Origin of the sequence: Chryseobacterium cheonjiense (assembly GCF_012927265.1) — a bacterium.
Classification (GTDB): domain Bacteria; phylum Bacteroidota; class Bacteroidia; order Flavobacteriales; family Weeksellaceae; genus Chryseobacterium; species Chryseobacterium cheonjiense.
This window is the reverse complement of sequence record NZ_JABBGF010000001.1, coordinates 1,191,561-1,216,535: the sequence shown is the minus strand read 5'-3', so window position 1 is coordinate 1,216,535 and position 24,975 is coordinate 1,191,561. Positions and strand designations below refer to the sequence as shown.

At 41.0% G+C, this 24,975-nt stretch carries 24 protein-coding genes; 6 read left to right on the top strand and 18 right to left on the bottom strand.

Annotated features, from left to right (window positions below):
• The first annotated feature begins 21 nt into the window (after positions 1-21).
• The 6 genes from HHL20_RS05635 to HHL20_RS05610 all read left to right on the top strand — a co-directional run bounded on the left by HHL20_RS05635 (position 22) and on the right by HHL20_RS05610 (position 6,918).
• Complete coding sequence (locus HHL20_RS05635) at positions 22-1,797, top strand: amidohydrolase (protein ID WP_169230191.1); 1,776 nt, start codon at positions 22-24, stop codon at positions 1,795-1,797.
• A 20-nt stretch (positions 1,798-1,817) separates the two neighbouring features.
• A complete protein-coding gene (locus HHL20_RS05630) occupies positions 1,818-2,837 on the top strand; it encodes an MBL fold metallo-hydrolase (protein WP_169230190.1) in 1,020 nt (339 codons plus the stop codon).
• A gap of 34 nt (positions 2,838-2,871) precedes the next feature.
• Positions 2,872-4,245 (top strand): alginate export family protein, encoded by a 1,374-nt coding sequence (locus tag HHL20_RS05625; RefSeq protein ID WP_169230189.1) that lies wholly within the window; start codon positions 2,872-2,874, stop codon positions 4,243-4,245.
• A 23-nt stretch (positions 4,246-4,268) separates the two neighbouring features.
• Positions 4,269-4,772 (top strand): nuclear transport factor 2 family protein, encoded by a 504-nt coding sequence (locus HHL20_RS05620; RefSeq protein WP_169230188.1) that lies wholly within the window; start codon positions 4,269-4,271, stop codon positions 4,770-4,772.
• A gap of 18 nt (positions 4,773-4,790) precedes the next feature.
• Positions 4,791-5,750 carry a polysaccharide deacetylase family protein gene (locus tag HHL20_RS05615; protein ID WP_169230187.1) on the top strand — a complete coding sequence of 320 codons (960 nt, stop codon included), beginning with the start codon at positions 4,791-4,793 and terminating at the stop codon, positions 5,748-5,750.
• 61 nt (positions 5,751-5,811) lie between these two features.
• Positions 5,812-6,918: an alkene reductase gene (locus tag HHL20_RS05610; RefSeq protein ID WP_169230186.1), complete on the top strand. Its 1,107-nt coding sequence runs from the start codon at positions 5,812-5,814 to the stop codon at positions 6,916-6,918.
• A gap of 556 nt (positions 6,919-7,474) precedes the next feature.
• On the opposite strand, the gene HHL20_RS05605 is transcribed toward HHL20_RS05610, so the two are convergent.
• The 18 genes from HHL20_RS05605 to HHL20_RS05520 form a co-directional block, all read right to left on the bottom strand.
• Positions 7,475-7,792 carry a hypothetical protein gene (locus HHL20_RS05605; RefSeq protein ID WP_228463096.1) on the bottom strand — a complete coding sequence of 106 codons (318 nt, stop codon included), beginning with the start codon at positions 7,790-7,792 and terminating at the stop codon, positions 7,475-7,477.
• A 21-nt stretch (positions 7,793-7,813) separates the two neighbouring features.
• Complete coding sequence (locus HHL20_RS05600) at positions 7,814-8,074, bottom strand: helix-turn-helix domain-containing protein (protein WP_169230185.1); 261 nt, start codon at positions 8,072-8,074, stop codon at positions 7,814-7,816.
• Between the two features lie 303 nt (positions 8,075-8,377).
• The gene (locus tag HHL20_RS05595) at positions 8,378-9,061 is read right to left on the bottom strand and encodes a hypothetical protein (RefSeq protein WP_169230184.1); all 684 of its coding nucleotides are present in this window, start codon (positions 9,059-9,061) and stop codon (positions 8,378-8,380) included.
• 67 nt (positions 9,062-9,128) lie between these two features.
• Positions 9,129-10,787, bottom strand: a complete 1,659-nt coding sequence (locus tag HHL20_RS05590; protein ID WP_169230183.1) for a hypothetical protein — start codon at positions 10,785-10,787, stop codon at positions 9,129-9,131.
• Positions 10,788-10,844: 57 nt separating this feature from the next.
• A complete protein-coding gene (locus tag HHL20_RS05585) occupies positions 10,845-11,540 on the bottom strand; it encodes a hypothetical protein (protein WP_169230182.1) in 696 nt (231 codons plus the stop codon).
• A 35-nt stretch (positions 11,541-11,575) separates the two neighbouring features.
• Entirely contained in the window at positions 11,576-12,391 is an 816-nt protein-coding gene (locus HHL20_RS05580) for a M23 family metallopeptidase (RefSeq protein WP_169230181.1), read from the bottom strand.
• Positions 12,388-14,382 carry a type IV secretion system DNA-binding domain-containing protein gene (locus HHL20_RS05575; RefSeq protein ID WP_169230180.1) on the bottom strand — a complete coding sequence of 665 codons (1,995 nt, stop codon included), beginning with the start codon at positions 14,380-14,382 and terminating at the stop codon, positions 12,388-12,390. Before HHL20_RS05575 ends, HHL20_RS05580 begins: the two co-directional genes overlap by 4 nt.
• A gap of 60 nt (positions 14,383-14,442) precedes the next feature.
• Positions 14,443-15,309 carry a DUF4138 domain-containing protein gene (locus HHL20_RS05570; protein ID WP_169231123.1) on the bottom strand — a complete coding sequence of 289 codons (867 nt, stop codon included), beginning with the start codon at positions 15,307-15,309 and terminating at the stop codon, positions 14,443-14,445.
• Between the two features lie 4 nt (positions 15,310-15,313).
• The gene (traM, locus tag HHL20_RS05565; RefSeq protein ID WP_169230179.1) at positions 15,314-16,516 is read right to left on the bottom strand and encodes a conjugative transposon protein TraM; all 1,203 of its coding nucleotides are present in this window, start codon (positions 16,514-16,516) and stop codon (positions 15,314-15,316) included.
• A 33-nt stretch (positions 16,517-16,549) separates the two neighbouring features.
• On the bottom strand, positions 16,550-16,903 hold the full coding sequence (locus HHL20_RS05560; protein WP_169230178.1) for a hypothetical protein: 354 nt from the start codon (positions 16,901-16,903) through the stop codon (positions 16,550-16,552).
• A gap of 1 nt (position 16,904) precedes the next feature.
• Positions 16,905-17,519: a conjugative transposon protein TraK gene (traK, locus tag HHL20_RS05555; protein WP_169230177.1), complete on the bottom strand. Its 615-nt coding sequence runs from the start codon at positions 17,517-17,519 to the stop codon at positions 16,905-16,907.
• A gap of 3 nt (positions 17,520-17,522) precedes the next feature.
• Positions 17,523-18,773 carry a type IV secretion system protein gene (locus tag HHL20_RS05550; protein ID WP_169230176.1) on the bottom strand — a complete coding sequence of 417 codons (1,251 nt, stop codon included), beginning with the start codon at positions 18,771-18,773 and terminating at the stop codon, positions 17,523-17,525.
• A gap of 2 nt (positions 18,774-18,775) precedes the next feature.
• Complete coding sequence (locus tag HHL20_RS05545) at positions 18,776-19,606, bottom strand: hypothetical protein (protein WP_169230175.1); 831 nt, start codon at positions 19,604-19,606, stop codon at positions 18,776-18,778.
• Between the two features lie 5 nt (positions 19,607-19,611).
• Positions 19,612-20,277, bottom strand: coding sequence for a hypothetical protein (locus HHL20_RS05540; RefSeq protein ID WP_169230174.1), 666 nt, complete (start codon positions 20,275-20,277; stop codon positions 19,612-19,614).
• Positions 20,278-20,279: 2 nt separating this feature from the next.
• The gene (locus HHL20_RS05535) at positions 20,280-20,963 is read right to left on the bottom strand and encodes a hypothetical protein (protein WP_169230173.1); all 684 of its coding nucleotides are present in this window, start codon (positions 20,961-20,963) and stop codon (positions 20,280-20,282) included.
• A 10-nt stretch (positions 20,964-20,973) separates the two neighbouring features.
• Positions 20,974-21,627 carry a hypothetical protein gene (locus HHL20_RS05530; protein WP_169230172.1) on the bottom strand — a complete coding sequence of 218 codons (654 nt, stop codon included), beginning with the start codon at positions 21,625-21,627 and terminating at the stop codon, positions 20,974-20,976.
• Positions 21,614-24,688 (bottom strand): TraG family conjugative transposon ATPase, encoded by a 3,075-nt coding sequence (locus HHL20_RS05525; RefSeq protein ID WP_169230171.1) that lies wholly within the window; start codon positions 24,686-24,688, stop codon positions 21,614-21,616. The genes HHL20_RS05530 and HHL20_RS05525 overlap by 14 nt, the downstream gene beginning before the upstream one ends.
• Positions 24,660-24,974 carry a DUF4133 domain-containing protein gene (locus HHL20_RS05520; protein ID WP_169230170.1) on the bottom strand — a complete coding sequence of 105 codons (315 nt, stop codon included), beginning with the start codon at positions 24,972-24,974 and terminating at the stop codon, positions 24,660-24,662. The genes HHL20_RS05525 and HHL20_RS05520 overlap by 29 nt, the downstream gene beginning before the upstream one ends.
• Position 24,975 lies beyond the last annotated feature (1 nt).

Below are 24,975 nucleotides of genomic sequence, written 5' to 3'. Positions count from 1 at the left end.
CAGCCCATTAAATTTAAAAAAATGAAACGAATACTGTTAGTCCCATTATTTTTCTTTGGTCTGCTGATTCAGGCTCAGGAAAAAGCTGACCTCATCGTTTACAACGGTAAAATTGCTACGATGGAGAAAGCTGGAGAATTTGTTCAGGCGATGGCAATAAAAAACGGAATTATTCTGGAAACAGGAACTTCAAAAAGTATCCTGGAAAAATATAGGAACTCATCTGCGAAAACTATTGATGCCAAAGGAAAAACAGTAGTTCCGGGTCTGAATGACAGTCATATTCACGTTATTCGTGAAGGACTCAATTACAATGCAGAATTGCGTTGGGATGGCGTTAAAACTTTGAAAAGAGCAATGGAAATGCTCAAGGAACAGGCGGCTAGGACGCCTCCCGGAGTTTGGATCAAAGTGATCGGTGGTTGGAATGAATTCGGATTTGAGGAAAAAAGACAGCCGACTATTGAAGAAATCAATCAAGCTGTACCCGACAAACCTGTTTTTATTACCTATTTATATGGAAAAGCTTTTCTGAATAAAAAAGGAATTGAAATCTTGGGCTACACCAAAGATACCCACTATGAAGGAAGCATTTTGGAACAGGATAAAGACGGAACCCTGACAGGTTTAATGTTCGCCAAAGAAACGCCGAAAGCCATTTACACAACGTTAGGTTTGACTACAAAACTGACTCCTGAAGAAAGAATCAACAGTTCTCTTTACTTTAATCGTGAACTCAACCGCTTTGGATTAACTTCAGTTATTGATGCTGCGGGAGGTTCACAGAATTTCCCGGCAGATTATTCAACTTCGATGGAGCTAGCAAAACAAGGAAAACTGAATCTCAGAATTTCTTACTACCTGTTTGCCCAACAGAAAGGAAAAGAACTTCAGGATTATGAAAAATGGGTGAAAGAAACGGTCATCAATAAAAATGACAATCTTTTGGTTGCCAATGGGTACACCGAAGAAGGTGCAGGAGAAAACATCGTAGCCTCAGCGGCCGATTTTGAAAATTTTCTCGAACCAAGAATTGTTCTTTCCGATAAGATGGAATCTGATCTTGAACCGATTGTCCGCTTACTTGTCAAAAACAGATGGCCATTTCGTCTGCACGCCACCTACGGTGAGTCAATCGACAGAATGCTGAATGTTTTTGAGAAGGTCAATAGAGAAATTCCATTTAACGGTTTACGGTGGTTTTTCGATCACGCAGAAACCATTACACCGAGGGAATTAGAACGGGTAAAAGCGTTAAACGGCGGTGTAGCGGTGCAGTTCAGAATGTATTTTCAGGGTGAATTGTATGAAAAAATGTATGGCAAACCCAAAACGCAATTGCCTCCAATCAAAAAAATGCTTGAGATGGGAATTCCTGTGGGAATGGGAACTGATGCAACGAGAATCTCCACCTACAATCCCTGGATGGCTCTACATTGGCTGATCACGGGAAAAACGTTGGGCGGAATGCAGTTCTGGCCAAAAGATCAGGTGTTAGACAAGTTCACCGCATTGCAGCTCTACACCTCGGGAAGTGCCTGGTTTTCCGGCGAAGAAAAAGACAAGGGAAAACTGATCAAGGGAATGTATGCTGATTTTTCCATTTTATCCGAAGATTATTTTACAGTTTCAAATGACAGTGTCCGAAATATAGAATCTGATTTAACGGTAATGAATGGAAAAGTAGTCTACGGCGCAAGAGATTTTAAAACGTTAGATCCTGCGATTGAACCTGTAATTCCGGATTGGTCTCCGGTGAAATATTTTGGAGGTTACGTGCAAACGATAAAAAATTAAAACATCTTAAAACTTAGATTATGAAAACTCAAAAAATGATATCAGGAATCATGCTAGTTGCTACTTTCCTGTTTACCAATATTTCAATGTTGGCCCAGTCCGCAATGCCCGACCACCTTCCTATTTGGGATGCCAATAAGGTAACGTTAAAACTGCATAAAATTTCGGAGAACGTTTATGTGGTCTCACCCAGTACCACAGAGGCCGAGACCACAAAAGGAATTCCACAGGCAACTTCCGCAGGATTTATCGTGGGTGAAAAAGGTGTTTTACTGATTGAAACCATGTTAAGCAAAAGATTGTACGATCAGTTATATAAGCTGATAAGATCAGTAACTGATAAACCAATCGTTTATGCCATCAACACAAGCGATCACGGAGATCATTGCTTTGGAAATTATCTCCTCCCGAAGGAAACTATTATTATTCAAAATGAATTCTGCAAAGAAAATCTTTCAAAGAACTATGACCATATCAAACAGTTTATGATCGGACTTTTCGGAAGCGGGCGCGGCATTGAGGAAAGTGTTTACAGACCTGCAGATGTCACGATTGCAGTAGACCAGACGATGAAAATAGATATGGGAAAAGAAAATGTTGTGGAGGTTATTAACGTGGGAACAGCACAGTCTCCGGCAGATCTTTTCGTTTATCTGAAATCTCCTGCAGGAAATGTTTTGTGGGCAGGAAATCCATTTATTGCTGAAAGCCCGGCTATTCCCTGGTTGTTTGATGGCTATTTTTTGGAACCCGTAAAAAACCTCAACAAAATCTACAATATGATTTCTGACAAAGACATTGTCGTTCCGGGACACGGTAGAATTACCAATAAAGCAGGCATCAGGTATACCATTGATTATGTAACGGCACTGCAGAAAAATGTAGAAAACGCTGTAAAAGAAGGACTCACATTAGAACAGACCAAATCTGCCGTGGCAATGAAAGAGTTTGATAAAGGATATACGCTATTCAATTGGCTGCATTACAATTTCAATATTCCTAATGCCTACAAAGACATTAAGAAAAATGCAGTTCAATAAAGTTTTTAAGAATGTTTGATCTGAATAGACAGTTATGAAAACAAAACTTTTATTATCAGCGCTCCTGCTTCCTATATTCTGTTTTTCTCAGGAATATCAGGTTTTTAAGTCGCTTCGGTACGATGAGGATTACAGTTTTATAAAAAATGATTCTACAAAAAGTGATTGGTACAGTAAGATGAAATTTATCCCGTTAAATGCTTCAAAAGACACCTATCTAAGTTTAGGTGGCGATGTAAGATTCCAGTATTTCTATGCCAAAAATGAAAATTGGGGAGACGGGCCGCAGGACAGTGACGGCTATGTTTTATCAAGATATTTGTTCCACGCGGATTTTCATGCGGGAAAATTTTTCAGGGCTTTTGTTCAGGCTCAAAGCAGCTTGGCCGACGGTAGAATTGACCCAAGTCCTGTCGATCAGAACCCTCTCGATTTGCATCAGGCTTTTGCGGATTTTAATATTATTAATGAAGGCAGTAAAAAATTGATTGTAAGAGCAGGAAGGCAGGAACTGTCGTACGGATCACAGCGATTGGTGGCTTTAAGAGAAGGTCCGAATAACAGGCAGTCTTTTGACGGTTTGAAATTGATAACAGAAAAGGAAAATGTTTCAGCTGATTTCTTTTTTACGAATTACGTGATCGCCCGCAATGGAATCTTTGATGACACTTCCAATCAGGACCGGCAGTTTTGGGGCAGTTATTTTGTATTTAATAAAATTCCCGTTATCAAAAATATAGACATTTATTATTTAGGTTATAAGAGGACGAAAGCCAATTTTGATGATGCCAAGGGAAGAGAACTCCGTCATTCGTTAGGAACTAGAATTTGGGGTAAATCCGGAAACTGGCGTTATGATGGTGAAGCTGTATTTCAGTTTGGCGATGTGGCAGAAAAAAAAGTCAGCGCATGGACCGCTTCTATTAACAGTGGTTACCGGTTTAACTCGGTAAAATTTAAACCGGAAATTGGTTTCAAAACGGAAATTATCAGTGGAGATAAAACGCAGGGTGATTCTATGTTGCAGACGTTTAATCCGTTATTCCCAAGAGGTGCTTACTTTGGCTTAGCTTCTGTGATCGGACCATCCAATTTAATTGATTTTCATCCGTCATTAAGTTTTGAAATTACCAAGAACATTGACTGGATCGTCGATTATGATATGTTCTGGAGATACAGCGGCAATGATGGAATTTACGCCCCCAATACTTCTTTAATTTATCCCGGAAATACCACTACCAAGAAGAAAATCGGAAATCAACTGGAAAGCGAAATTGTCTGGGAACCAACTCCGTTTCTGTATTTCCGCCTGGAAGGAACATGGTTCCAGGCTAAAGATTATATAAAAGCGTCAGGAACCGGTAAGAATATTTTCTTCGCAGGAATTACTACCCAGCTTAAATTTTAATTTAAACTTTTTGAAAGCTAATTATGAAAAACAAGACGAACACGACAATTAGTGCTTTAAAATTAATCGTATTTTTTGTCATTTTGAATTTCTCAGGCAATGTAACTGCACAAAGCTATTCTGAACAGGAGCTTCAGACCAAACAGACCGTTGACAAATTCTTTGAATATGTTGGCTCCAAAAATCCCGATAAGATTGCCTCTGTCATTTCAGAAAATGTAGACTGGTATATTTTCGAATCCAAATATATGCCCTGGACCGGTCATCGTTCCAAGAGGGATCAAATTTCTGAATTGTTTAAAACTCTTTTTACCTATTTTGTTGAAGGGTCTGATAAATTTGAAGCGCAATCATTTTTGCTTCGAGGCAATCAGGTTGCGGTCTTTGGAATGGTTGAAAGGACCGTGAAGAAAACCGAAAAACATTTTAAGATGCCTTTTGCCATGCGTATTACCGTCGAAAATAATCTGATCACCCAATTTACCATGTATGAAGAAACGCTGATTATAGAAAAGGCATTTCAATAAATTTAAAATCTAAAAACCATGAGTAGCAGAAGAGATTTTATTAAGAAAACAGGCTTAATCGGAATTGCAGGAATCGTGCAACCCTTAAATGTATTTGCTTCTTCTCCAAAATTGAATGGCCATGTGCATTATAAAAAAGAAAATACAAAGTGGGCAGACGGATCACGACTTGTAGTATCCGTATCAATGCAGTTTGAAGCTGGAGGGCAGCCGGTAAATGCTGAAAGTCCATTCCCACAAAATATGCAAAAAGGATTCGTCGATCTGCCGGGAGAAACCTGGTACCAGTACGGTTACAAAGAAGGTATCCCCAGAATGCTTGACAATTGGGATAAGCTTGGCATCAAAGTGACCTCACATATGGTGGGATCTGCGGTACTGAAAAATCCGGCCCTTGCCAAGGAAATCGTGGAAAGAGGTCATGAAGCAGCTGCACACGGTATGGATTGGACAACGGAATATTCAATGCCTTATGAAACTGAGAAAAAATTCATCAAAGATGGTGCGGACGCTATTAAAAAAGTCACTGGTTTCACTCCCATCGGCTATAACGCCAATTGGCTGAGGCGAGGAGCAAACACACTGGAAATTTTGCAGGAACTTGGTTTCAAATATCATATCGATGATTTAAGCCGCGACGAACCTTTTCTGGTTAAAGTCAAAGGGAAAGAATTTGCGGTTGTTCCTTACACCATACGGTGTAATGACATTGTATTGATCGAAGGAAAAAACTTCAGTGCAGACCAGTTTATCCGTCAGGTCAAAATGGAATTTGATCAACTGTACCAGGAATCCGAAAAAAAGCGACGCCAAATGTCTATCAGTTTTCACGACCGCATTGGCGGAACGCCGCAAATGGTTGCCGCAACTACTGAAATTATCAATTACATCAAGCAACATAAAGAGATAAGCTTCAAACGTAAAGACGAAATCGCGCAAATGGCTTACGACGAAAAATCCGTGATCCGTGAATTTTAAATTAATAAAAATTTGGATTTATTACGAACTCTAATAAACCATAACCATTAATACTCAAAAGATGACCTATAATCATTTATTTCAACCCTATAATTTGGGAGGAAATCATTTAAAGAATAGATTCGTAATGGCTCCTATGACCCGTTCCAGATCGACACAGCCGGGAGACATACCGAATAGTCTGATGGCAGAATATTATGCTCAAAGGAGTTCAGCAGGACTCATCATAACGGAAGCAACACAAATTTCCTTACAGGGAAAGGGTTATGCAAAAACACCCGGAATTTACACTCAAGAACAGATCGAAGGCTGGAAGTTGATCACCGATGCTGTTTACAAAAACGGAAGCAAAATATTTCTTCAGCTTTGGCACGTTGGCAGAGTCAGCAGCTCAAAAGTAAATGGACTAAGACCTTTAGCACCGTCAAACATCTTAGCTCAAAACACCACTGTTTATATTTTTGATGATATTTTAGGCGGTGACGCAACATTTATTCCCGTGGATAAACCAAAAGAAATGAACAAATTGGATATCAAAAATGTCATCAGCGAATTTGTACAAGCATCAAAAAATGCCATCGAAGCAGGTTTTGACGGCATCGAAATTCACGGCGCCAACGGTTATTTGATTGATCAGTTCTTGAGAAGCAACAGTAATAAAAGAACTGATGAATATGGAGGCTCTAAAGAAAACAGAATCAGGCTATTAATTGAAATCTCAAAAGCAGTTTCCGAAGCTATCGGAAAAGACAAAACAGGAATCAGGTTATCACCATTTATCAGTTTTAAAGATATGAATGACCCTGAAATCCTTGAAACTATAATGCTGGCTGCCAAGGGATTAAATGATCTCGATCTTTTGTATATTCATCTTTGCGAGGCAGATTGGGACGATGCCCCACGGATTCCAATTGACTTTAGAATTAAGCTGAGAAATACTTTTAAAAACACGGTCATCGCAACAGGAAACAAAACGCCTGAAGAAGCAGAGACATTACTGCAGAAGGGGTTGGTAGATCTGATTGGATTTGGGCGGAATTTCCTGACAAATCCGGACTATCCGTTCAGAGTAAAGGGAAATTTACCCTTAAATTTAATTTCCGATAGTCATAGCGTATTTGGAGGTGGTACGGCACGAGGCTATACCGATTACGCCTCAGTTAAATAGATAACGCCACTAGATTTAGTGGTGTTTTTACTTTGAAAGTATTCTGTGAATGTAAAATAAAGATATCCAACCGTTTTTCGAAGGGGCCCATGACATAGCTAAATTGTAATTGTTCAGCAATATTGCTACACGTAACCAGAAGCTGGGTATGTTTAACCAATAGCGGATTTCTAAAGCGCATTTATGTGTTACACTTTATCAACAACTTCAATACATTCATTAATATCGAGTGTATACAATTTTCTGGCGCTCACCTGACCTTTCATCATTGTGAATTTTTCATAGATTTTTTTACCTCAGTGACACTCGAGGGTGACATTCTGATACTTGATGTACATGTCGGGCATTCAAAACTGGCAGCTGCAATCAGCTGCTGTACATTAAAGGGGATTGTCCCCGCACAAACCGGACATTGTAGCGTTTGATTTAAGCTCATGGCTGTAATTTATATGGTTTATTTTAAACTAAATTATAAATTCTAAGATAAAATCAATTCCGTGAAAACACGCAAAATTGATATGATATCTTCAAAAATAGGCATATTAACAGCATGAAATTAACGTTTACGGATTGGTTTCAACTCCCCACCAAAATCTAACATCACCACCTGACTTCCCTGAAATGGATTATAAGACGGCTGGTAATCAATATAGCCCGAAGAATGCAGATTCTTCAGGCATTTATGATAGGTGGCTTTTGAGCGGATTTTACTGATACGCATCACTTCATCGCGGGAAATTCTGACCGGATTTCGGAAACGGCTGAAGTTCCAGAATTGGAATAAGGCTAAATAGAGGCTGATGTGTGATGGATTAAGCGTAGTATCCTGAGCCACCTTTTCATAAAAAACTGTAAGGTGTTTGATATAATTCATTGGTTTCAGTATTGGGAAATATCATTGCTTCTTCTTAAGCATTTCTTCAATGTCTTTGTAATTGTAATATATTGTCCCGCCGACTCGGGTACAAGATAATTTCCCGCTGTTGCGAAGGTTTTGCAATGTTCCGGAGGAAATTTTCAAAAGTGCTTTGACCTCTGAGGAGCGGAGCCATAATTTCTGTTGGGAAATCTTGATTTGAAAAAGGTTTTGTAGGTCTTCCAGCAACTCGGTTTTAAACTCCTGAAGATCCTCTTTTGTTATGAGATTTATAATCATGATTGATTCTTTTTGAATATTACTAAAGCAAAATTGCGATATTGAAATCTCTAAAACAATAGTACTAAACTTTAAAAATGTACTTAAGATTAAAAACAATTAGTTTTAAAAGTATCGCTAATAAAAAAGATTGAAATGGTATAAAAAGTGGGCGTAGACAATACTACACGATCAATATCTCCTGTTCGTTAAGGAACTCTTTAAGCCTTGGGTAATATCATCATTTCTCTTAGTTACAGGGACAATTTGATTTATTTTGATTTATTTCGATTTTGTGATAGATCGTCAGTAAATTCTAAATTATCATTCACTTTTACTTCGCTCTACAAAATGATTAAATTCAAATAATTCTTTTGCGGCCTCGTCCCAGTTTTTTCTTGGGATCAATTGGAGGGTGACGAAAATGTCGGTCTTCTTGTTGTAAGAATCGATACGTTCCAGCCTGCCGCGATAATCCTGTTCAGCATGTCTGTACAATGCATAGGGTAAGATCGTGTCAGTGGGATAGATATAAAACCGGGTGTAGTTCCAAGGTGAGTTGATCTCGAAACGCTTGTATTGTTTTCCAAACAAAATGGTATCAGATAACTTTCTTCTGTTCCTGTAATTGGCGATATGTTCTTTTGAAAAGACAGCACCTTCTTTCTTCTCCGATACCGATAGCGGTTTTTGTTTAAAGACAACTTCCGAAAAGATAGTGGCTTTATTTTCGGAAAGAAGCGGATAGTACAAGGAATCTTTTATCAGAAACAGTTGCTTGTTGATTTCGGGAAAGGTTCGGTCGGGAACTATCTCTATTAAATGATCTTCAGAATAGCTCATTTTAGAAATATGAAAACTCTGCATCTGGTCCAGACCCCTGGAGGCATCAAAATAGACGTTGGAGATCAGGTCAATTCCTCCTTTTTTGGATTTGATTTCCTTATGGCAGGAACTTACGATCAACATCTTCGTAAGCAATATAAAAGGTATCAATTTTATTTTCATCGTGTTGGATTTTAAAAAAGCGGCAGATCAGAAGTCCTGCCGCTTTCGGACATTGGTCAGTATTTCTTTATCGTTTGATGCTTTGCTCTTTCACGTTATTTTTTTCGTGCCTGTTGTCCTGTTCCAAACCTTCAAGAGGTTTGTTGGCATTCAGCCGGGTCATATCGTTGTCATAAAGTTTTAGATTCCTGTACTGAGGATCAAGAACCGCTTTTCCTTCTACGAGGTAATCATCCTGCTTAAATTTTACTTTGACGATATTTCCTTTCTCCAGTGATTTTATAGTATTTTCTTTCCATTCCGGCTTGTCAAAAACCAGCTCCGCTTTTTCTACGATCTTGGCGGTATCCACGCCATAATTTTCGTAGAAGTTTTGAAAGTAATAGTTTCCCTTTTCGGTTTTTGGGTGACTGAAATCAAACTGCACAAAGGCGGTCCCTTCTTCCTTGGTCTTAGGATTCAGAAATTCGTTTTTCACGCTGCGTCCTTCCAGAAGATTAATGGCTTCCTTAGCGGTAAAATTATTCTCTTTGCTTACCGGAAAATTGTGAGAACGCTCCTCGCTGTTCTCCATTGTTAGTTTGGCGTGGTAGGAGTTGAGAAAAATGCCACCTCTGTCTGTTTTATTGAATTTTAAGGTAAAATCCACCTTATTGCCGGGCAGAACTTTGTCGGAACCGGTTTTAATTTCGAACTGCTGTTTTTTAGCAGCGATTCCTTTTTCTAAATCTTTATGAAGCTGTTCGCCTTCGCCGAAACCAAGGTATTTCATCTGGTCTTTCAGGTACTGGACCTGGTCGAAATCATTTTGTGTTTCCATAATGTTGTGGTTTTGATTGTTATATTTTACTTCGTCGATTGATAATGGCCTATAAGCCGACATCTCTTCTTCGTCCAGGAACATTTTGATAATTTCACCTCCCGGCAATATAGAGTAGGCTTCTGCAAACTGCTGTTTTTGAAGTAAGCCATAAGCCAATTCGTATTTATCATTCTTAGATAGCTGGTGTCCATCAATGAAATCCGGTAGTTTTCTTAACTGTTGTTCAGTTAGCGCGTAATCGCCGCTTATTGTTCCGAATTCTTTCTCGTCCGAGTAGCTTTCCCTTTGGTGTGGGCTGATCTTTAAGTCGTCCAGTATAAATTTTTGCTCTTTTGTAATAGTTCTATGAGCAAGCAAATCATTAATTTCCTGTTCATAAAGCTTTGGAGAAATATGGCTGAGCTGGGCTTTTTCTCTCAGGTCGTTTTCTGCAAAGCGTTTAAATTCATTCAGGCTTTTTGGGTTTTCAGATCGGTCTTTCATGTCCGTCCACTCGTTTTTACCGTACGGTAATTTGTATTCCTGGGTTTGCAGATCATAGCTGTAGTAACTCCTGCCATTTGGACTTTTCAGGGAACCACTGCCATCATCATAGTCATTCCAGCTCCAGCCTTTTGGAAGGTCTGATGCGGGTGTTAGATGTTCTTCCGGTTGTGTACTACTGAGATTTTGACGGCTAATGAGTCCGTTTTGGGATGGTGTCATTTCCGTATGGATGGGGCGTAGATCAAAAGGCTGACCATCTAGCTGGTAGTCAAAAGTGTATCCGACCGCTTCACATTCTTCCTGGAACTTTTTACAATCCTTGTAATCAAGTCCAAAGCTGGCTTCGTTTTTCTGCCATTTATCCAGAACTGTCTTTAACTCTTCCGGAAGTTGGTCGTATTCTTCAAATAAATCCATTTTTACATTTGTTAGGTAAGGTTTACATATTTTTAAGGAATGGTAAAGGCTAAGGATTTATCTCCTGAATCTTCGTTTTTCTTCCTGCTGCTGTTCCTCATTCTCTTGTACCCGGTTAGCGTCTTCATACCGATCCCTGTCGTTGACATTTATCTGAACATCGGAATTAATAGAGTTTTGCATTCTTTTATCTTCTATAGAGATTCTTGTCACGGAATCGAGTTTCCTGGAAACAATATTGATGTCATTCGCAATTGCCTTGGCAATCTCCGGGTATTGGTCGATTTTGTCAGAGAGGTAATTTTTCAGCTTCTGCAGTTCGGACTTATATCGGCCCAGTTCCTGCAGATCCTTCTGATCTGCGATTATAGCGGTGAGTTCGGTGGCATTTTTAATACAATCGAATTCCACTGTTTTGTTGTTTTCCTTATCGAAAATGAACGCTTTCTTTTCGATGTTCCAATCAGCCGGAGATTTTGACAGGTCTTTAATATCCGTATACTGGACCTTTTCTTTGCTTTGTTTCAGAATCTCCGACAGGCTTTTGTCCCTTTCAAGAAAGATGACCTTTAACTGCGTATTATTGTCGGTGAGCTGAAAAGTAGCACGGTTCCTGTCATTGTCGGCGACGATCGTGTAGCCCCGTAGAAACTTTCGGACATCTTCAGTACTTAATTTTTCGGAAAATGTCAGGTCTTCTTTGATGATGCCGTAAGTTTTCAGGTCTTCGGTCGGTAAATTGTGATTTTCCATATAATGATGTTTTTTATGTTAGGGTATAAGAGTATTTAGTTGTGGTAAGATGCAGCAAGCCACTCATTCGCTTCGAGAAGCTCATTGAGAAAACGGACAGGATTGATGTATTTACCGTTTTCCCGGACGGCGAAGTGCAGGTGCGCTCCTGTTGAATTTCCGGAATTTCCGCTTTTTGCGATTACGAATCCCGCTTTAACGAACTCACCGGCTTTATAATAGATTTCTGAGAGATGCAGGTAGGCTGTTTCAAAGCGGTTATAATGTTTTACTTTGATAAAGTGGCCTCCACCCATCGGATCCCAGCCGGTTTCGGTGACGATTCCATCCATCACAGCATATACATTTTCATAGTAAGCTTTCAGGTCGATGCCATTGTGCATTCTGAATGTTCCGGAAATTGGATGCACTCTTGTGCCGTAGGGTGATGTAACGGAAATTGATCTGTCCAGCGGCATCGTAATCTTTGGATATTCATCTTCTGCCGATCTCTTTCTGAAATCATGCGGTGCCTTGTTAATAAATTGACCTTGAAGTTCCAAGATTAATGAATCCTTCAATTTTTGCATATCCCATTTTTTGCTGTTGGATATGGAATTTTCTTTAATCATAGTTTTCAGGGAATCCAATTCTTTTTTCAGGTCAACTTTACGTGTTCCATTCAATAGATTCTTCCAGAATTTCTTGCCCGTTTGCTTTTTCAGATTCTTAGTTTCTTCTGTCTTGTTCGCTACCTGAGGATTCTCTGCTTTCTGTGGCGATGTGGGCGTAATCGTATTGAATTGCCCATATAAAGAGCAGTTAAAAGAAAAAAATATCCCGATTATACAGTACGCGGTAAGTATTTTCATGAGGCTGATTTTATAAATTCATTGACAATGAGTTCCACTTCCTTGTTGATCTTCCGGAAATTGGTCATCAGGATTTCCTCTTTCCGGTCTTTTCCCGTTTTATCTGTAAATGAATAGTAGACAGGCATCGGAACGTAGTTTCGTTCTTCCTTTTTAATGGCTTTTGTATCCAGATTTATTTTTCCGTGAATGGCAGATGTCTTGTATTTGTTCGTATCGTTTTCTTCGCCTTGAGCAATCATCCCGACCATTTCGCCGGTTTTCAGGGCTGCAATCTTTCCGGCGGGAATCATATGATCCATTTTCTCATTGATACCGGTGGTCGTTCCCTGCTGCGATATGGATTGGGAGTAGGATTTCTGCTTGATTTTTCCAAACAGCTTTTCCAGCCAGTCCAGCGTATTTTTATCCCTCGCCGAACCGGAAAGGATATTTCCGACAATGGCAGAAATGGTATCCGCCACTTCCTTTTTGTAGAATTGCCTTAGCTGCGGGATTTCCTGAAGACCGAGCAAGACAGCCACCCTGTTGCTTCGAGCGGTTGCCACCACATTATCGATCTTATGGATATAAATGGTTGGGAACTCATCGGCAATAATGCCTCCCGGTAGGTTATACTTGGAATTGATCAGTCGCAAGGTTCGGTTTAACACCGAGGAATACAAAGCAGAATTAATATCCTGTGTTCCTGGGTCTGAAGCTAAGATCAGAATAGACGGGTTCTTGCGGTCTGTAATTTTCAGTTCAACTTCATCGCCTGAAAACACCCAGAAACTTTCTTTGGTCGCTAATCGCGACAGGAATATTTTCAGTGTTCCGATCTGTCCTTCCAGTTGATCGAAAGCTTTGTTATCATAGGCTGTTTTGAAGGGAGACAGTAGGGAACCGATCTCTTCATTGGTGAACAGCGTATCAAAAATTTCCTGGTAGCTTCGGTTCATAAAGGCAAGAATATGGGGAAGATCCGAGTACTTCCCATTTTCCAGCCTGGCAAAAAAGTAGATGCAGGATGACAGGAAGTTGATGGCAGATTGGGTAAAGAACGCATCGGAGCCTCCACCCGAACTGCTTCCGCCTTTTTGCAATGATGACACCGTCGATTCTGCCATTTCCTGTGCTTCGGCCAACGTCTCAATATACTTTTTATGAAAAGGATTGACCCTTTTTGATCTTTCGACCTCGTTCAGATTGATGACGTGAAACCGGTAATTGTATCCCGGATCTTTGCTTTTCTTGATTAAATAATGATAATAAGCGATCTGCGCCAGGTCCGGAAACTTGAAGTCATAGATGCACAGGCAGAAACCTTTGGCGATCATCTGCCGGATAGCAGGGTTGATCACTCCGAAGGACTTTCCGCTTCCAGGTGTTCCGATCACTGTTGTTCCACGGAACGGATTGATGTTGATCCAGCCTTTATTGATTTTACCATTATACCGGAACAGGTAAGGGATATTAATACTTGTATCGGTATTAACCAGCTCTTTGTTCTGGTCAAATGATTCTTCTTCCACATTCCATCGGTCTTTCCCCATTTTCTGCTGCATCATCTTGGAAATGCTGTCGGCACCCATCTGAAGGATAACTGCTCCCAGAAAGGAGAGAACTGCGTAGACGACCTGATAAAGATTCATTCCCGGGAATATTTTGGGAAGTTCGGTGTTTCCTGCTTTTTCCTGCCAGATCAATGCGCTGAACATCATTGCCAGTCCCAAAACCATTGGAATGATGATTCCGGTAGCAATATTGAGATCTTTCTTTTTCTTAGCTTTGGTTCCTACTGCCACTAATCCTATTAAAACCAATGTGGCAAACTTGGCATTGATCGGAGGATAGATAAAACTCATTTTTGAGAAGTTCTTCAGAAGATTGGAAATAACAGGGACGTCGGCATTCAGGTAAAACAGAGAAGCACAGTCTAATGCTACCACAGCATAGACTGCCTTTTGTAGGAATCCGTAGATTTTGATCTGATGTTGTTGTTCTTGCATTTTCTTTAATTAAAAAATTAAGTGATTAGAAGATCTAAAAATTGGGACAGGCCCTGCCTGTTAGAAGGTGTCGGCTTTAAGAATATCCGAGTAGTTTACTTTCATTTTGATGGTCCTTCCGGAGAGCTGTTCCTCGATAAGACGGATCATCATCACCTTGGAATTGGGATAGGTGAACTTTTTGAACACGTAAATATTCCTGAAGTTCTTCCTGAAATGCTTTTGCGCGTTCAGCTGAAACACCGGTGTCATTTCAATGCTCTGATTATTGGTGGTCTTGTGGATCTTTTTATCTTCAATAGAAAACTTAAGGGCCTCCAGATCATAACTTAGGTTGGAAATGTTTTTAAAGGTCATATCCAGGAAAATATAATCTCCCATAACATATACATTATTGAGCTGCATACCGAGATTTAGGCTGTTTTCAGTTCGTACCGGCTTTTTATCGGCCTTCTTCTGAATAATATCTAGGGCAAACTTCCTGAGTTCACGGTTCGAGAAAGTCATTTTATCGAACTCGATGGGCTGCATGGCTTCGGGCTGGATGTGGATATTGGTAACCGTATTTAGATTATCCGCATTTCTATAAACAGCTTTATACTGCGCGATGAACGACTGACCGACAACGGTAATAATGCCCACTGTATCGCCGCTAAAAAAAGGAGTGAATTGTTTTTTCTTATCCTTATCAGAGATAAGATTATCGGTCATTTTTATTCTCGCAATATTTGGTACCGGTAGATCACCGGTCAGTTGAGCGGTAGACAAATCAACATACTGAATCGGTTCCGGTGAGATCATATGAAGGTTGATCCCTTCGGTGATTTCAAGTTCCGGCAGATTAGAAATAACCTGCTCAGAGATAGCAGTTTGTGCTCTTAACAATTGCGCGGTGAACAGCAGCAGGCTGTATAATAAGGTTTTCATCATTTTATTGATTTTGTTTGTTCTGTGATTCTTTGAGTTGTTTTTCGTCGATCAGGAATACATAGGAGTTGTACTTCAGCTTGGTTTTATTGGTTTTGATGAGATTGGCGATGGATTTTGATGTGGAAGTAAACAACTTGGAACCGATGCTGGTAAAGAAGCCCTGTCCGCCCATATCCATCTGCGTTCCCTGAACCGAATTGCTTCCCATTTCGCGGATCATATCCCGGAACACGCTTTGCGGAACATATAAACCCTTCATCCCGTCCACATCGTAAATAGATAGGTTAACGGGAAAGATCTCTCCCTGGGTAAATACCGATACGATCTTAAGGTCAACCCTTTGCATGGAAAATCCGGAAATCTGCCCATAGAGAATAGAACCCTTGCTGATCTTTCGGTTGCTGACAAAAATGTCCTCCAGTAAACGGAACCTGATCCGACTGCCGAGAAAGCCTTTGTTGTTTTCGTCTATCACTGCCTTGATAAAGCTGTTCTCCTGTTCTTTATAGAATGCATTGAACACAGCGTTGATTCCTGACTTGCTGACATTGAAGGTGGAGTTAAGAAACTCGTCCATCTTTTCCTTATTGGCTTTCAGCTGCTGTTCAGCTGCCAATTTGCTTTGGTATTCCGGGTCTCTCGCTTTTTCCAGGGAATCCATCACGAGCATCTGCTGCTTCAGGTATTTGACCGGATCAGGCTGAACGCTTTGTGTCACCTTAGGGCTTTCAGCTAAGATATTAGGTTCCGCTCTTCCGTATGATTTGTCATTCAGCATGCGGATCATTTCCGCTGACCTTTTATAATCTTTATCCTCACTACGCTGTTTAGAATCATAATAGGATGAAAGCTTTTCTTTGGGCTGGTATCGATTTTGCCTTGAGGATACCGTTTTAAGAGAATCAATTTTTCTTTTTTGTGCTAACGACAGCTGGTCATCATAGTTCAGCAGGCTGTCCTGTTCTTGATCCAGTCCTTCCAGCATCGTACGATTATCATCTTTCCTGAAGAATGCATCGTAGGCATCATTTTTATTCATAATCGAATCCTTCGTTTCACCCAATGAAAGGGATAGCTCCTTGGGCTTGTCTTTTGGCGTATCCTCTTTCGAGAACTCCGCACCGACGTACCCAAAAAGAAGCAGGAACGGCAGAGCCAAAAGCGGCAGCACATATTTTTTCTGTCTGAAATTAATTTTCTTCATTGCGTTTTGATTTTTTTATAACTGCTAAGGGTGTTACCGGTTATTTTTTAATTGCTGGTATCGGTTAAACAGAAACTCGATCCTCAGGCTGTCTTCTTTTTGTAAAGCATTCCGGTCTCTTTTTTCTTTCAGTAATTTCAGCTCGCCGACGATCTTTTCCATTACCTTATCCTGACCGGAAGCTTTATTCTGACCGATTTCATTTTTGGAATAAAGAACCGGCGGCTTTATACTAAAAGTTGTTTCAGAAGGGAAGAAGATTCCCTGTATCAGCGAGCCTATAAATGAGACCGAAAGAATGATCATTGAATACATAAAGAACCTTTTCGGATTTTTAGCCACACGTTCCAGCCACTTTTTGCCGGTTTGTTTTAGAAAAGCATTCATATTAATAGGAGTTTTTAGTTTGATTGGAGAGCTCCTCATTATCGATGATGCGCCAGTTCCTAAGCATAACCCCGTGAGGATTATTAGGGCTCCGGATTATATCCTCAAAGAAACCCTCGGTGATGAGCTTTCGGGTAATGACCGATGATTTCCTGGTGATCATCTGCTTTCCGAAGAACTGAAATTTCTTCTGCTCCATATTGAGCGCAATCGAATCGGCCTGGATGCTGACCATTGAGCTGGAAGCGACAATCTGGTTGTAAAATCCTTTTTCCCGAAGGTTGGTATATTCCTTCTTTCCGCTGTCATCAATCAGATACAAGGACTTTTGGATATTTTCCTTGATATACTGATCATCGGGAGCCAGTGTAAAAAACAGGCGATGGAACAATTCGATCTGCGCTTTGTATTCTACCGGTCTGTTCAAAAGGACATCAGTTTGTTTGGCGAGTACAGGAACACCATTGTCCAGAATGTAAATTGATCTTCGGGAATCCTGGATCATTTTGTAGGCAAAAAAGAATCCTGCCAGCACAATGATAACCGCAAAAGCAACAGTTGAAACTGAAACAATCTTGTTAATCTTAATTCTCTGTTCTATATTTTTGATAAGCATGTCTTATTTCTTTTTATTATTCATCGCTGCCTGAACTCTTCCTGAAGCAGTACCTGCCGCTGCTGCTTTAACAGCCGATGCCGCCGCTGCTGCACCTCCTGTTTTGACTGCCAGTACTGCTGTTTTAGTGCTACTCGCAACTTTTCCCGCGGCATTTTTCATTTTGGTCATTGCACCTGCTCCTCCGGCGGTTACAATCGTATCAGCAATAGTAGGCGTCATCAGCACCCCGATACCAGTCACGATATAAGCCACACAGGTAAAAAGTCCATTATAGATCATTCCGGAATTACTGACATAGACCATCAATGCATCCAGGTTGGTTACTGTACCGTTGGTCAACAGGGTATCGTACCGTTCGATTTCCATGGTGTAGCCTGAGGCGATAAGTTGCTGGCCGATGTTGATGATGGTGTAGGCCACAAAAGTGTAAAGGTTAACATTGATGAATTTGGATACCCAGCTGTATAGAGAGTTTTCAAATCCCGGTACCAGTGCCATTCCCACTGCAATCGGACCCAGAATAATGAGAATGTAAGCCCAGATCTTGTGGATAAAGAAAATCAAATAAACGCAGATTCTCAGGATAGACAGACATACAAATTCTATTACTTCGGCAATCAGTTTCTGCATCTGAAATTCCATCCTGATCTGCCATTCTTTGATGGGCTGTAAAAGCTTATCAATCCCGTCACTGATGTCAAACCACGAGTCATCCGCATCTTTAGAGGTATTGTTTATGACCTCCTGCTTGGCATCCTCCTCGGCGCTGAGCTTGATGACCGCATCAAGCAATTGCTGTTGTTTTTTGAACCGCTGGACCCTTAGGTCATTAACCTCGGATTCGATGTCGCTGAAAATAGCAATGCCCGGTTCGGCGATGGCTTCAAACGGTGCCTGGATCAGATTGACAAATCCCGTCCAATACACCAGGGTAAACCCGATAAGAATAGGTTTAAGCATCGGGACAATTTCCCATTCACGGTCTCCGGCGGCCATCTGCCAGCCCATATACCCTAGATACATCAATGCGCCTAATCCACCGATTGCCCTTCCGACCAGTGCGGAACCTTGGGCGCTGTCCTGAATGCTGGTGTCCAGCTTGGTAAATACCTCCATAAACCACTTTTCAAACGCACCATCACCTTTGAGGAATTGAAGAAGATTGCTGTAATCGCCATCGGTCTGGGCAAAGCTTATGACCGGTAAAAAGATCGTCAGGAGACAAAATATTAATGTTCGTTTTCTATTCATCTCTAATATTTGTGTTTATATTGCTGCATCACGTTTTGAACAATTGCCCGGTCTGAAGCGGGCGTCCATTGTGTGGGCAAAGCGGTTGATAAATGGCTGTTCAGGATGTTTTTGTAATCCAGAAGAAGCGTTGTCCGGTTATTGTACTTTCTCAGTTCCTGAACAAATTTCCGCCACCGGATGAGTGTCTCGTGATACATCACAAAACGTTTTCCCCTCGGCATATCCATAGACCTTGACATTGAATATTTTTCCTTGATCAGGTCCAGCTCATCCTGCCATCGTTTTAATGTTCCGGTGGTGTTAAGAGCCTCATAAGTGGGTTCATCTTTCAACCGCCATTCGATAAAATTCTGTGGAGTATCCGGAAATTCCGTTATCGGTTTGAGCATTCGTTTGTAATACAAGAGCCATAACGGATCAGCATCCACTGTAGCCGAAGTCCAGTGGGCAAGGTCCTGGACGCTTCTTTTGTAAATCGTGTCGGAAGCGGCTTTAATTTTCTTTGCCTCTTCTTCCTGGAATTTAAGCTGGGCAAATCTCAGATTCTGTTCTCCGGTAGGTTTCAGCGGGCGGATATCGTCCCCATCCTTATAGTCCCGGTTGATTTTGGGAGCCCAAATGCCCCAAACCGTTGCATACGCAAAATTGGTCTGGATGCCCAGGAAATATTTTGGATAAGGCCGCCAGTCTCCCCAGCTCTCGAAGGTCATCCGTTTGTGCTGGGCAACAATCGAAGGATCGTTTAACCTTTTCACGCTTACTTGTGATGATACGGCAAACGCAAGAAATAGAAAGACCAAAAATTTTCCTTTTTTAAATAATGTTTCCATAATTCTTAATTGAAAATGTATTTGTATTTTGTGATAATGTCTCCGACAATCGCTCTGTCGATGTTTATATAGTTCCGAAGTACCGGAACCTGATACAGGTATGGTATCTTTCTGGCATTTTCGAGTCTCAGAATAATGTACAGGATGTTCCCGTGAATATTCCTTACACGAGTAAACACTTTTTCGATCAGCATTTCCCGGTCGCTGGCATCCATCAGGAAATCCTTATCTTCATTCAGAATCTCCTGCATCACTTCCTGCTGCAGCTTTAGGATCTGCTTCCCGATCTCGACATAATATTTTGAGACTAGGGCGGCGTATTCAGGGTGTTGTGCAGAGAGATCCATCATTTTGTTGGAATTCGTGACGATCCTTCCCAAATATTGGTATAGATAGACCAGTTTTTTACTCTGGGTCAGTGCCGAGTTGACATTCTTCAGCTGCTGGCAGATGTATTCCTGGATGGCGATCACCTGCATTGTTTTATTGTTGATATCGTCGTACAGTTCTTTCTGCTTTTTGTAGGAATTCAGGAAAGCCTGTTCGCTCGCCAGACGTACCCCGTGATTCACGGTGATCTGGGTCAGCAGCTTATCATTGATGACAATTTGCTGGCTGTTAACGGTAAGGACAGAAAAGAGAAATGTTCCTGTAACTATTATTTTCTTCATTGTTAAAAGGATTTAATGTTATTTATAATACTTTCCACTACCTGTTTGTCTCGGTTGACATAATACTGGAAGGCTCTTTTGTTCCGTAAAACCTTGACTTTGATGTCCATTATTTTTAAGAGCATATAGGTGGAATTTCTGCTGAGTGTTTTGACTTCACCCACCGCATAATCCAGTAAGATCTTCCGTTCGGATTGTTCCATCTGGTTGATGGCTCCGTAGGACAGAATAATTCCTGTGAGTAACCGCAAGGTCATTTGCAGGTCATCTACAAACTGCATCTGTGAAGGCAATACTGCAATTATGGAATAAGGCGCCGTATTGATCTCATTGATAATGGCGGTCTGGTTTTCCGTTATTTTATTAATTTCCCTGTTGATCGCTACTCCCGCCGGAATCGCTTGTATCGCATGTGACACGATTCTTAGTCTGTCCTGAATTTTGGTGACTTTGTCTTTAAAGTTCTTCCATTGATTCTGGTTGGCGGTTTCCACTGTGGCATTGAGAGTTTGTTTCTGCCGCATTTCTTTCTGCCGGTCGTGTTCTTTCATCGTGGCGTTGATCTCAATATTCATCATCGGAAAGGAGACATTCTCTTTTTGCCAGGCAGGCGTGGAACCTCCGCTAGAAGAGGTGATCACAATATATCCAATCAGGATGAACAGAGTCGCAAAAATCTTCTTCATCACAAGCGTTTTAAAAATTTCTTTTGTAACGGTTCATAATGTCATCCACAATGGCCTTATCGGTATTGATGTAGCCGGCAAAGGGGTTAATGGAATTCCAGAATCCCAGACGGTTTGCTTTTTCCAGTCTCAGCTTGATGGCGAGCAACCACAGTTTGAGGCTTTTTACATTTCCTGAAATGTTGTGCAGGATCTTGTAGCGGTCACCTGCCGTCGCCAGATTCAGCTCTCCCGATGCTAGAATATCCGAAACATCGGTGACGATCTTCAGGCTTTGCTCGTAGGTTTTCTGTGAAGCCTTTACGCCGAAAATGGCATACTGCGGATGCTGTGAGGCTAACTGGACGACCTGCGAGGAATAGGTATAGCATTTGTTCAGCTCAGAATAAATTTCCTGTACCTGAATCCCATTTTGTAAGGTTCCGGAAACTTCTTTTAATCCCTTCAGTATTTTATTCTGAATACCATTGGCGGCGACCATCTGTGTTCCGACCCAGGTCTGTGCATCCTTCAGTCTGGAAGTTTCTTCAATAACCTCGTTTTGTTTGGCTTTCAGATTTTCCGAATAGAGAATCATCGCAGCGGTTACCGTGGGGTCAATGTAGGTATTCTGAGCGGATAGCCATCCACAGAATCCTAAAAATAGCAGGCTAAGCTTTTTCATACTGATATTCATTTTTATGCATTAGTTCAGAGAAACTGATATTTCGTTCTTCCAATTCTTGAGCGATGATCTTGAAGATATTTTTCCCGGGATGGTTTTTCTTCATCATTTGGTAGTAGGAAACGATATTTTGATCTAATGGATTGTGGTATAAATTGACAAGGGACACCAGGTTTTCAAGACTCTCGCCAAAAGCTTTTAAGTCCGTTACGATCCTTAGCAGAGCTTCATCGTAATTACCATATTTCCGTACATAATATTCAACTGCTGATTTCTCAGGCTTTTCGGTGGTATAGGTCAGGTATTGCTCAAGGGAAACCTCATTGCCGTAGACCTCGCCTTTGGAACCCCGCTTCAGATAAAATTCCTTGAAACGGCTTCTTCCGGATTTGTTATTGAGATTGTTGATCGTGAAGATCTTGTTTTGCTCCACTTTATTCAGCGATAACAGCGATGCTATGCGTTCAAAGTTGTCCTTGAACTTGGTCTGGTCTAACAGGATAAAGGTGTCGGAATTGTTGATGATAGAATCCTTAACCACGGCATTCCCGATAATATCATCCAGTTCCTGTGTTACCACGACGGCCTCTCCCCAGAATTTCCGAACGGTTTTATAGAGGTACAGAATATATCCGCCCATAAGCTTACTGGCAATCGCTTTCCAGGCTTCTTCTATGATCAGAGCTTTACGACGGTCTTTTCTAAGCCTCATCTTCTGAATAAAGGTGTCCATAATGATCAGCGTGACAATCGGAAACAGTTTCGGATTATCCTTCACATTATCGATCTCGAAGACAATGAATGATTCATCGAAGAGTGTATTGTCGGCAGATTCGTTCAAAGTCGTTCCGTATCTTCCGCCTTTGTAAAAATCCCTCAGCACAAACAAAAATGTCCGGAGGTTGAATTCTCTTTCCGTAATACTGTGCTTCTTGTTATTGAGATACAGCAGCAGGAATTTGTCGCAGTAATCATAGAAGCCGTTGAACGAAAGCTCTTTGGCTTCCAGTTCTTCTTCGAGTTCTTTGATCTTTTTAATAAGAGCCTTTCGAAAACTTTGATCCCATTCTGACGGTGAGTCCGGACGTTCAATAATATCTTTTGATTTTACAATGATCAGCTGTGTTTCATTATAGATCTTTCTTCGGTAGTCATCGCTCAGTGCTTCATACGCTTCGAAGACCTTATAGAACTTCTTGCTGTCATAATCCGGGTTATTCAGGTTTTTATCCGGATGGTAAGATTTCAACAATTTTCTTCCTGTCTCTTTGATCTGATCTGAAGAAGCATCAAACGGAAGTCCCAGAATATCGTAATAGCTTTTTTCAGAACTTTCGGTCGATGACCGGTCACTGTGAATATCCTCTTCGTGAATGTTGTATTTGTTCAAATAAAGAATGAGCTCTTCTGACGTTTTATGCTCATACCAATCGGTTCCCGAATTGAAATACTGGTGATAATAGGACATCAGCACATTATCAAGGATCGATTTCTGAGCAGAGGACACCGTTGCATCGGGACCCTGCCAGATCAGGAAGATCAGGTTGGTCAGAAATTCAATTTTCTCAATATTAAACTCTTTTTTGTCCATCAAAAAAGGATTCATTGTGATCGGTTTTTCTTCAGTATATTGGATGTACCTCCCGCCTTTGTACTGGCAGATTCCTGAATAAGAATCTCCGGTATCGACAATAACTACATCATAATTGTAGGTCAGGTATTGCTCGATGATATTATTCATCAGGAATGACTTGCCGGAGCCGCTGGGGCCCAGCACAAACTTGTTCCGGTTATTGATTCTTCCGGTTTTCATCGGCTGGTCTGCCGGATCCACTTTTAAAGGCACGCCCTGCCTGTCGGTAAAGCGGAGGTAAAAGTTGGATTCTTCGTTCACGGGGTAACTTTCTTTAAAAAAAAAACACAAGGCCGCTTCGCTTGTCGTCATAAAAAGATCGTATTCCCTGAGTTCGGTGGCATTGCCCGGAAGTGCTGCCCGGAACAATTCCAATTGGTTATAGGCATTTTTGGAAACGATGATCCCTTTGGTGAACAGCTTATTTTCAATCTGCGACTGTATCCCTTCCATTGCTTCCGGCGTGCTTGCTGAAAAAAGCAGAGAAAAATGAGCATTGACGACCAGCTGCCCATCAATGGCTATGTTGTGAAGCAGCGTTTGAATTTCTTCTGCGATGATGGCATTGGAAGGCGAATTGTTGGCCGCGCCTTCGTGCTTTTTCTTCTTTTTGTCGAGTTCTCTTTGCTGCTGTGCCTGCAATGGAATGGTAATGATCTGGTTGTAAACAATGGTCTCGTAATCTTCCAGCTCATTGATGAAAGTAAAATTATCAATGGCTGTTTCGGAAGCTGCTCCATTTCCGCCAAGTATCGAATAGGGTTCTATTTCAGAAGGCAAGTCAATATTTTCTACATCGACATAGGCGATATTTTTGACAAACCGGTTGCCTATTCTCAAATATTCATTGGTACTTTTGATGTTGTCGAATACCGGAACATCGGAAAACTGCATCGACAAAATCCCTGAGATATAATATTCAAAATCTTTCTCAAATAAAAATTCAGGTTCACAGCCACTCTGCTTCAAAAGCATAAATACCTTCTGACATTTGTCACGCAACTCTTTGTAGCGCTTATCTGAAAAATGATAGTGCTTTATTTTCTTTTTCAGCGTGTCATCAACAATATCTGTGAAGAGCAAAATCGTTTCAATAGTCTTAAAAAGCCTCCCTTCAAAGTGTTCGGAATACTTTTGCTGTAGGAATTGGACGGATGGTTCAACGGTATATTTTTTTTTCGTGAAGATGTCCAGTTTCTGAACAATCCTTCCCTCTCCGATAATCGACACGATCTGGTTAAGAACCGTGTGGAAATTCAGGTAATTATCGGGATCAGCAGAATACTGTTCCACGATGTTTTTTATCCTAATCCCGATGATGGGATTGCCGTACTGCCCAAACAGCACATCAAAATCCCGGTTGAAATCTTTTCCGTAATCGTAACCGATAAAGGGAATGTCAAAGGTGTGTTTCTTTGTTGTTGCCATTCTTTAGTAATTTTTTGTGATGCATTCTTTTTGGAAAAACGAAGACCTGGTCGGAGTTTCTGGTCTTGTCATAGAGTCCGTATTTGTCTTGTCTTCTGAACATCAGGTAAACTCCGCCGGCTGTAGCTGACACTCCCAAAAGTGATCCGAGCAAACCGAATTTTGATAAGACCAATGCGGCAATGACTCCTGCGCCGATAACGACCACCGCATAAATGATATACTTTCCCTTAAGCCCGAAAAATACAAGAGGCTTTTTCAGCCCCTTATAGAGATAGAATCCCATT

Bases quoted from the DNA above. Each gene is read 5' to 3' on its own strand.
- HHL20_RS05635 (WP_169230191.1), top strand. From the start codon at position 22: ATGAAACGAATACTGTTAGTCCCATTATTTTTCTTTGGTCTGCTGATT.
- HHL20_RS05630 (WP_169230190.1), top strand. From the start codon at position 1,818: ATGAAAACTCAAAAAATGATATCAGGAATCATGCTAGTTGCTACTTTC.
- HHL20_RS05625 (WP_169230189.1), top strand. From the start codon at position 2,872: ATGAAAACAAAACTTTTATTATCAGCGCTCCTGCTTCCTATATTCTGT.
- HHL20_RS05620 (WP_169230188.1), top strand. From the start codon at position 4,269: ATGAAAAACAAGACGAACACGACAATTAGTGCTTTAAAATTAATCGTA.
- HHL20_RS05615 (WP_169230187.1), top strand. From the start codon at position 4,791: ATGAGTAGCAGAAGAGATTTTATTAAGAAAACAGGCTTAATCGGAATT.
- HHL20_RS05610 (WP_169230186.1), top strand. From the start codon at position 5,812: ATGACCTATAATCATTTATTTCAACCCTATAATTTGGGAGGAAATCAT.
- HHL20_RS05605 (WP_228463096.1), bottom strand. From the start codon at position 7,792: ATGAATTATATCAAACACCTTACAGTTTTTTATGAAAAGGTGGCTCAG.
- HHL20_RS05600 (WP_169230185.1), bottom strand. From the start codon at position 8,074: ATGATTATAAATCTCATAACAAAAGAGGATCTTCAGGAGTTTAAAACC.
- HHL20_RS05595 (WP_169230184.1), bottom strand. From the start codon at position 9,061: ATGAAAATAAAATTGATACCTTTTATATTGCTTACGAAGATGTTGATC.
- HHL20_RS05590 (WP_169230183.1), bottom strand. From the start codon at position 10,787: ATGGATTTATTTGAAGAATACGACCAACTTCCGGAAGAGTTAAAGACA.
- HHL20_RS05585 (WP_169230182.1), bottom strand. From the start codon at position 11,540: ATGGAAAATCACAATTTACCGACCGAAGACCTGAAAACTTACGGCATC.
- HHL20_RS05580 (WP_169230181.1), bottom strand. From the start codon at position 12,391: ATGAAAATACTTACCGCGTACTGTATAATCGGGATATTTTTTTCTTTT.
- HHL20_RS05575 (WP_169230180.1), bottom strand. From the start codon at position 14,382: ATGCAAGAACAACAACATCAGATCAAAATCTACGGATTCCTACAAAAG.
- HHL20_RS05570 (WP_169231123.1), bottom strand. From the start codon at position 15,309: ATGAAAACCTTATTATACAGCCTGCTGCTGTTCACCGCGCAATTGTTA.
- traM (WP_169230179.1), bottom strand. From the start codon at position 16,516: ATGAAGAAAATTAATTTCAGACAGAAAAAATATGTGCTGCCGCTTTTG.
- HHL20_RS05560 (WP_169230178.1), bottom strand. From the start codon at position 16,903: ATGAATGCTTTTCTAAAACAAACCGGCAAAAAGTGGCTGGAACGTGTG.
- traK (WP_169230177.1), bottom strand. From the start codon at position 17,519: ATGCTTATCAAAAATATAGAACAGAGAATTAAGATTAACAAGATTGTT.
- HHL20_RS05550 (WP_169230176.1), bottom strand. From the start codon at position 18,773: ATGAATAGAAAACGAACATTAATATTTTGTCTCCTGACGATCTTTTTA.
- HHL20_RS05545 (WP_169230175.1), bottom strand. From the start codon at position 19,606: ATGGAAACATTATTTAAAAAAGGAAAATTTTTGGTCTTTCTATTTCTT.
- HHL20_RS05540 (WP_169230174.1), bottom strand. From the start codon at position 20,277: ATGAAGAAAATAATAGTTACAGGAACATTTCTCTTTTCTGTCCTTACC.
- HHL20_RS05535 (WP_169230173.1), bottom strand. From the start codon at position 20,963: ATGAAGAAGATTTTTGCGACTCTGTTCATCCTGATTGGATATATTGTG.
- HHL20_RS05530 (WP_169230172.1), bottom strand. From the start codon at position 21,627: ATGAAAAAGCTTAGCCTGCTATTTTTAGGATTCTGTGGATGGCTATCC.
- HHL20_RS05525 (WP_169230171.1), bottom strand. From the start codon at position 24,688: ATGGCAACAACAAAGAAACACACCTTTGACATTCCCTTTATCGGTTAC.
- HHL20_RS05520 (WP_169230170.1), bottom strand. From the start codon at position 24,974: ATGGGATTCTATCTCTATAAGGGGCTGAAAAAGCCTCTTGTATTTTTC.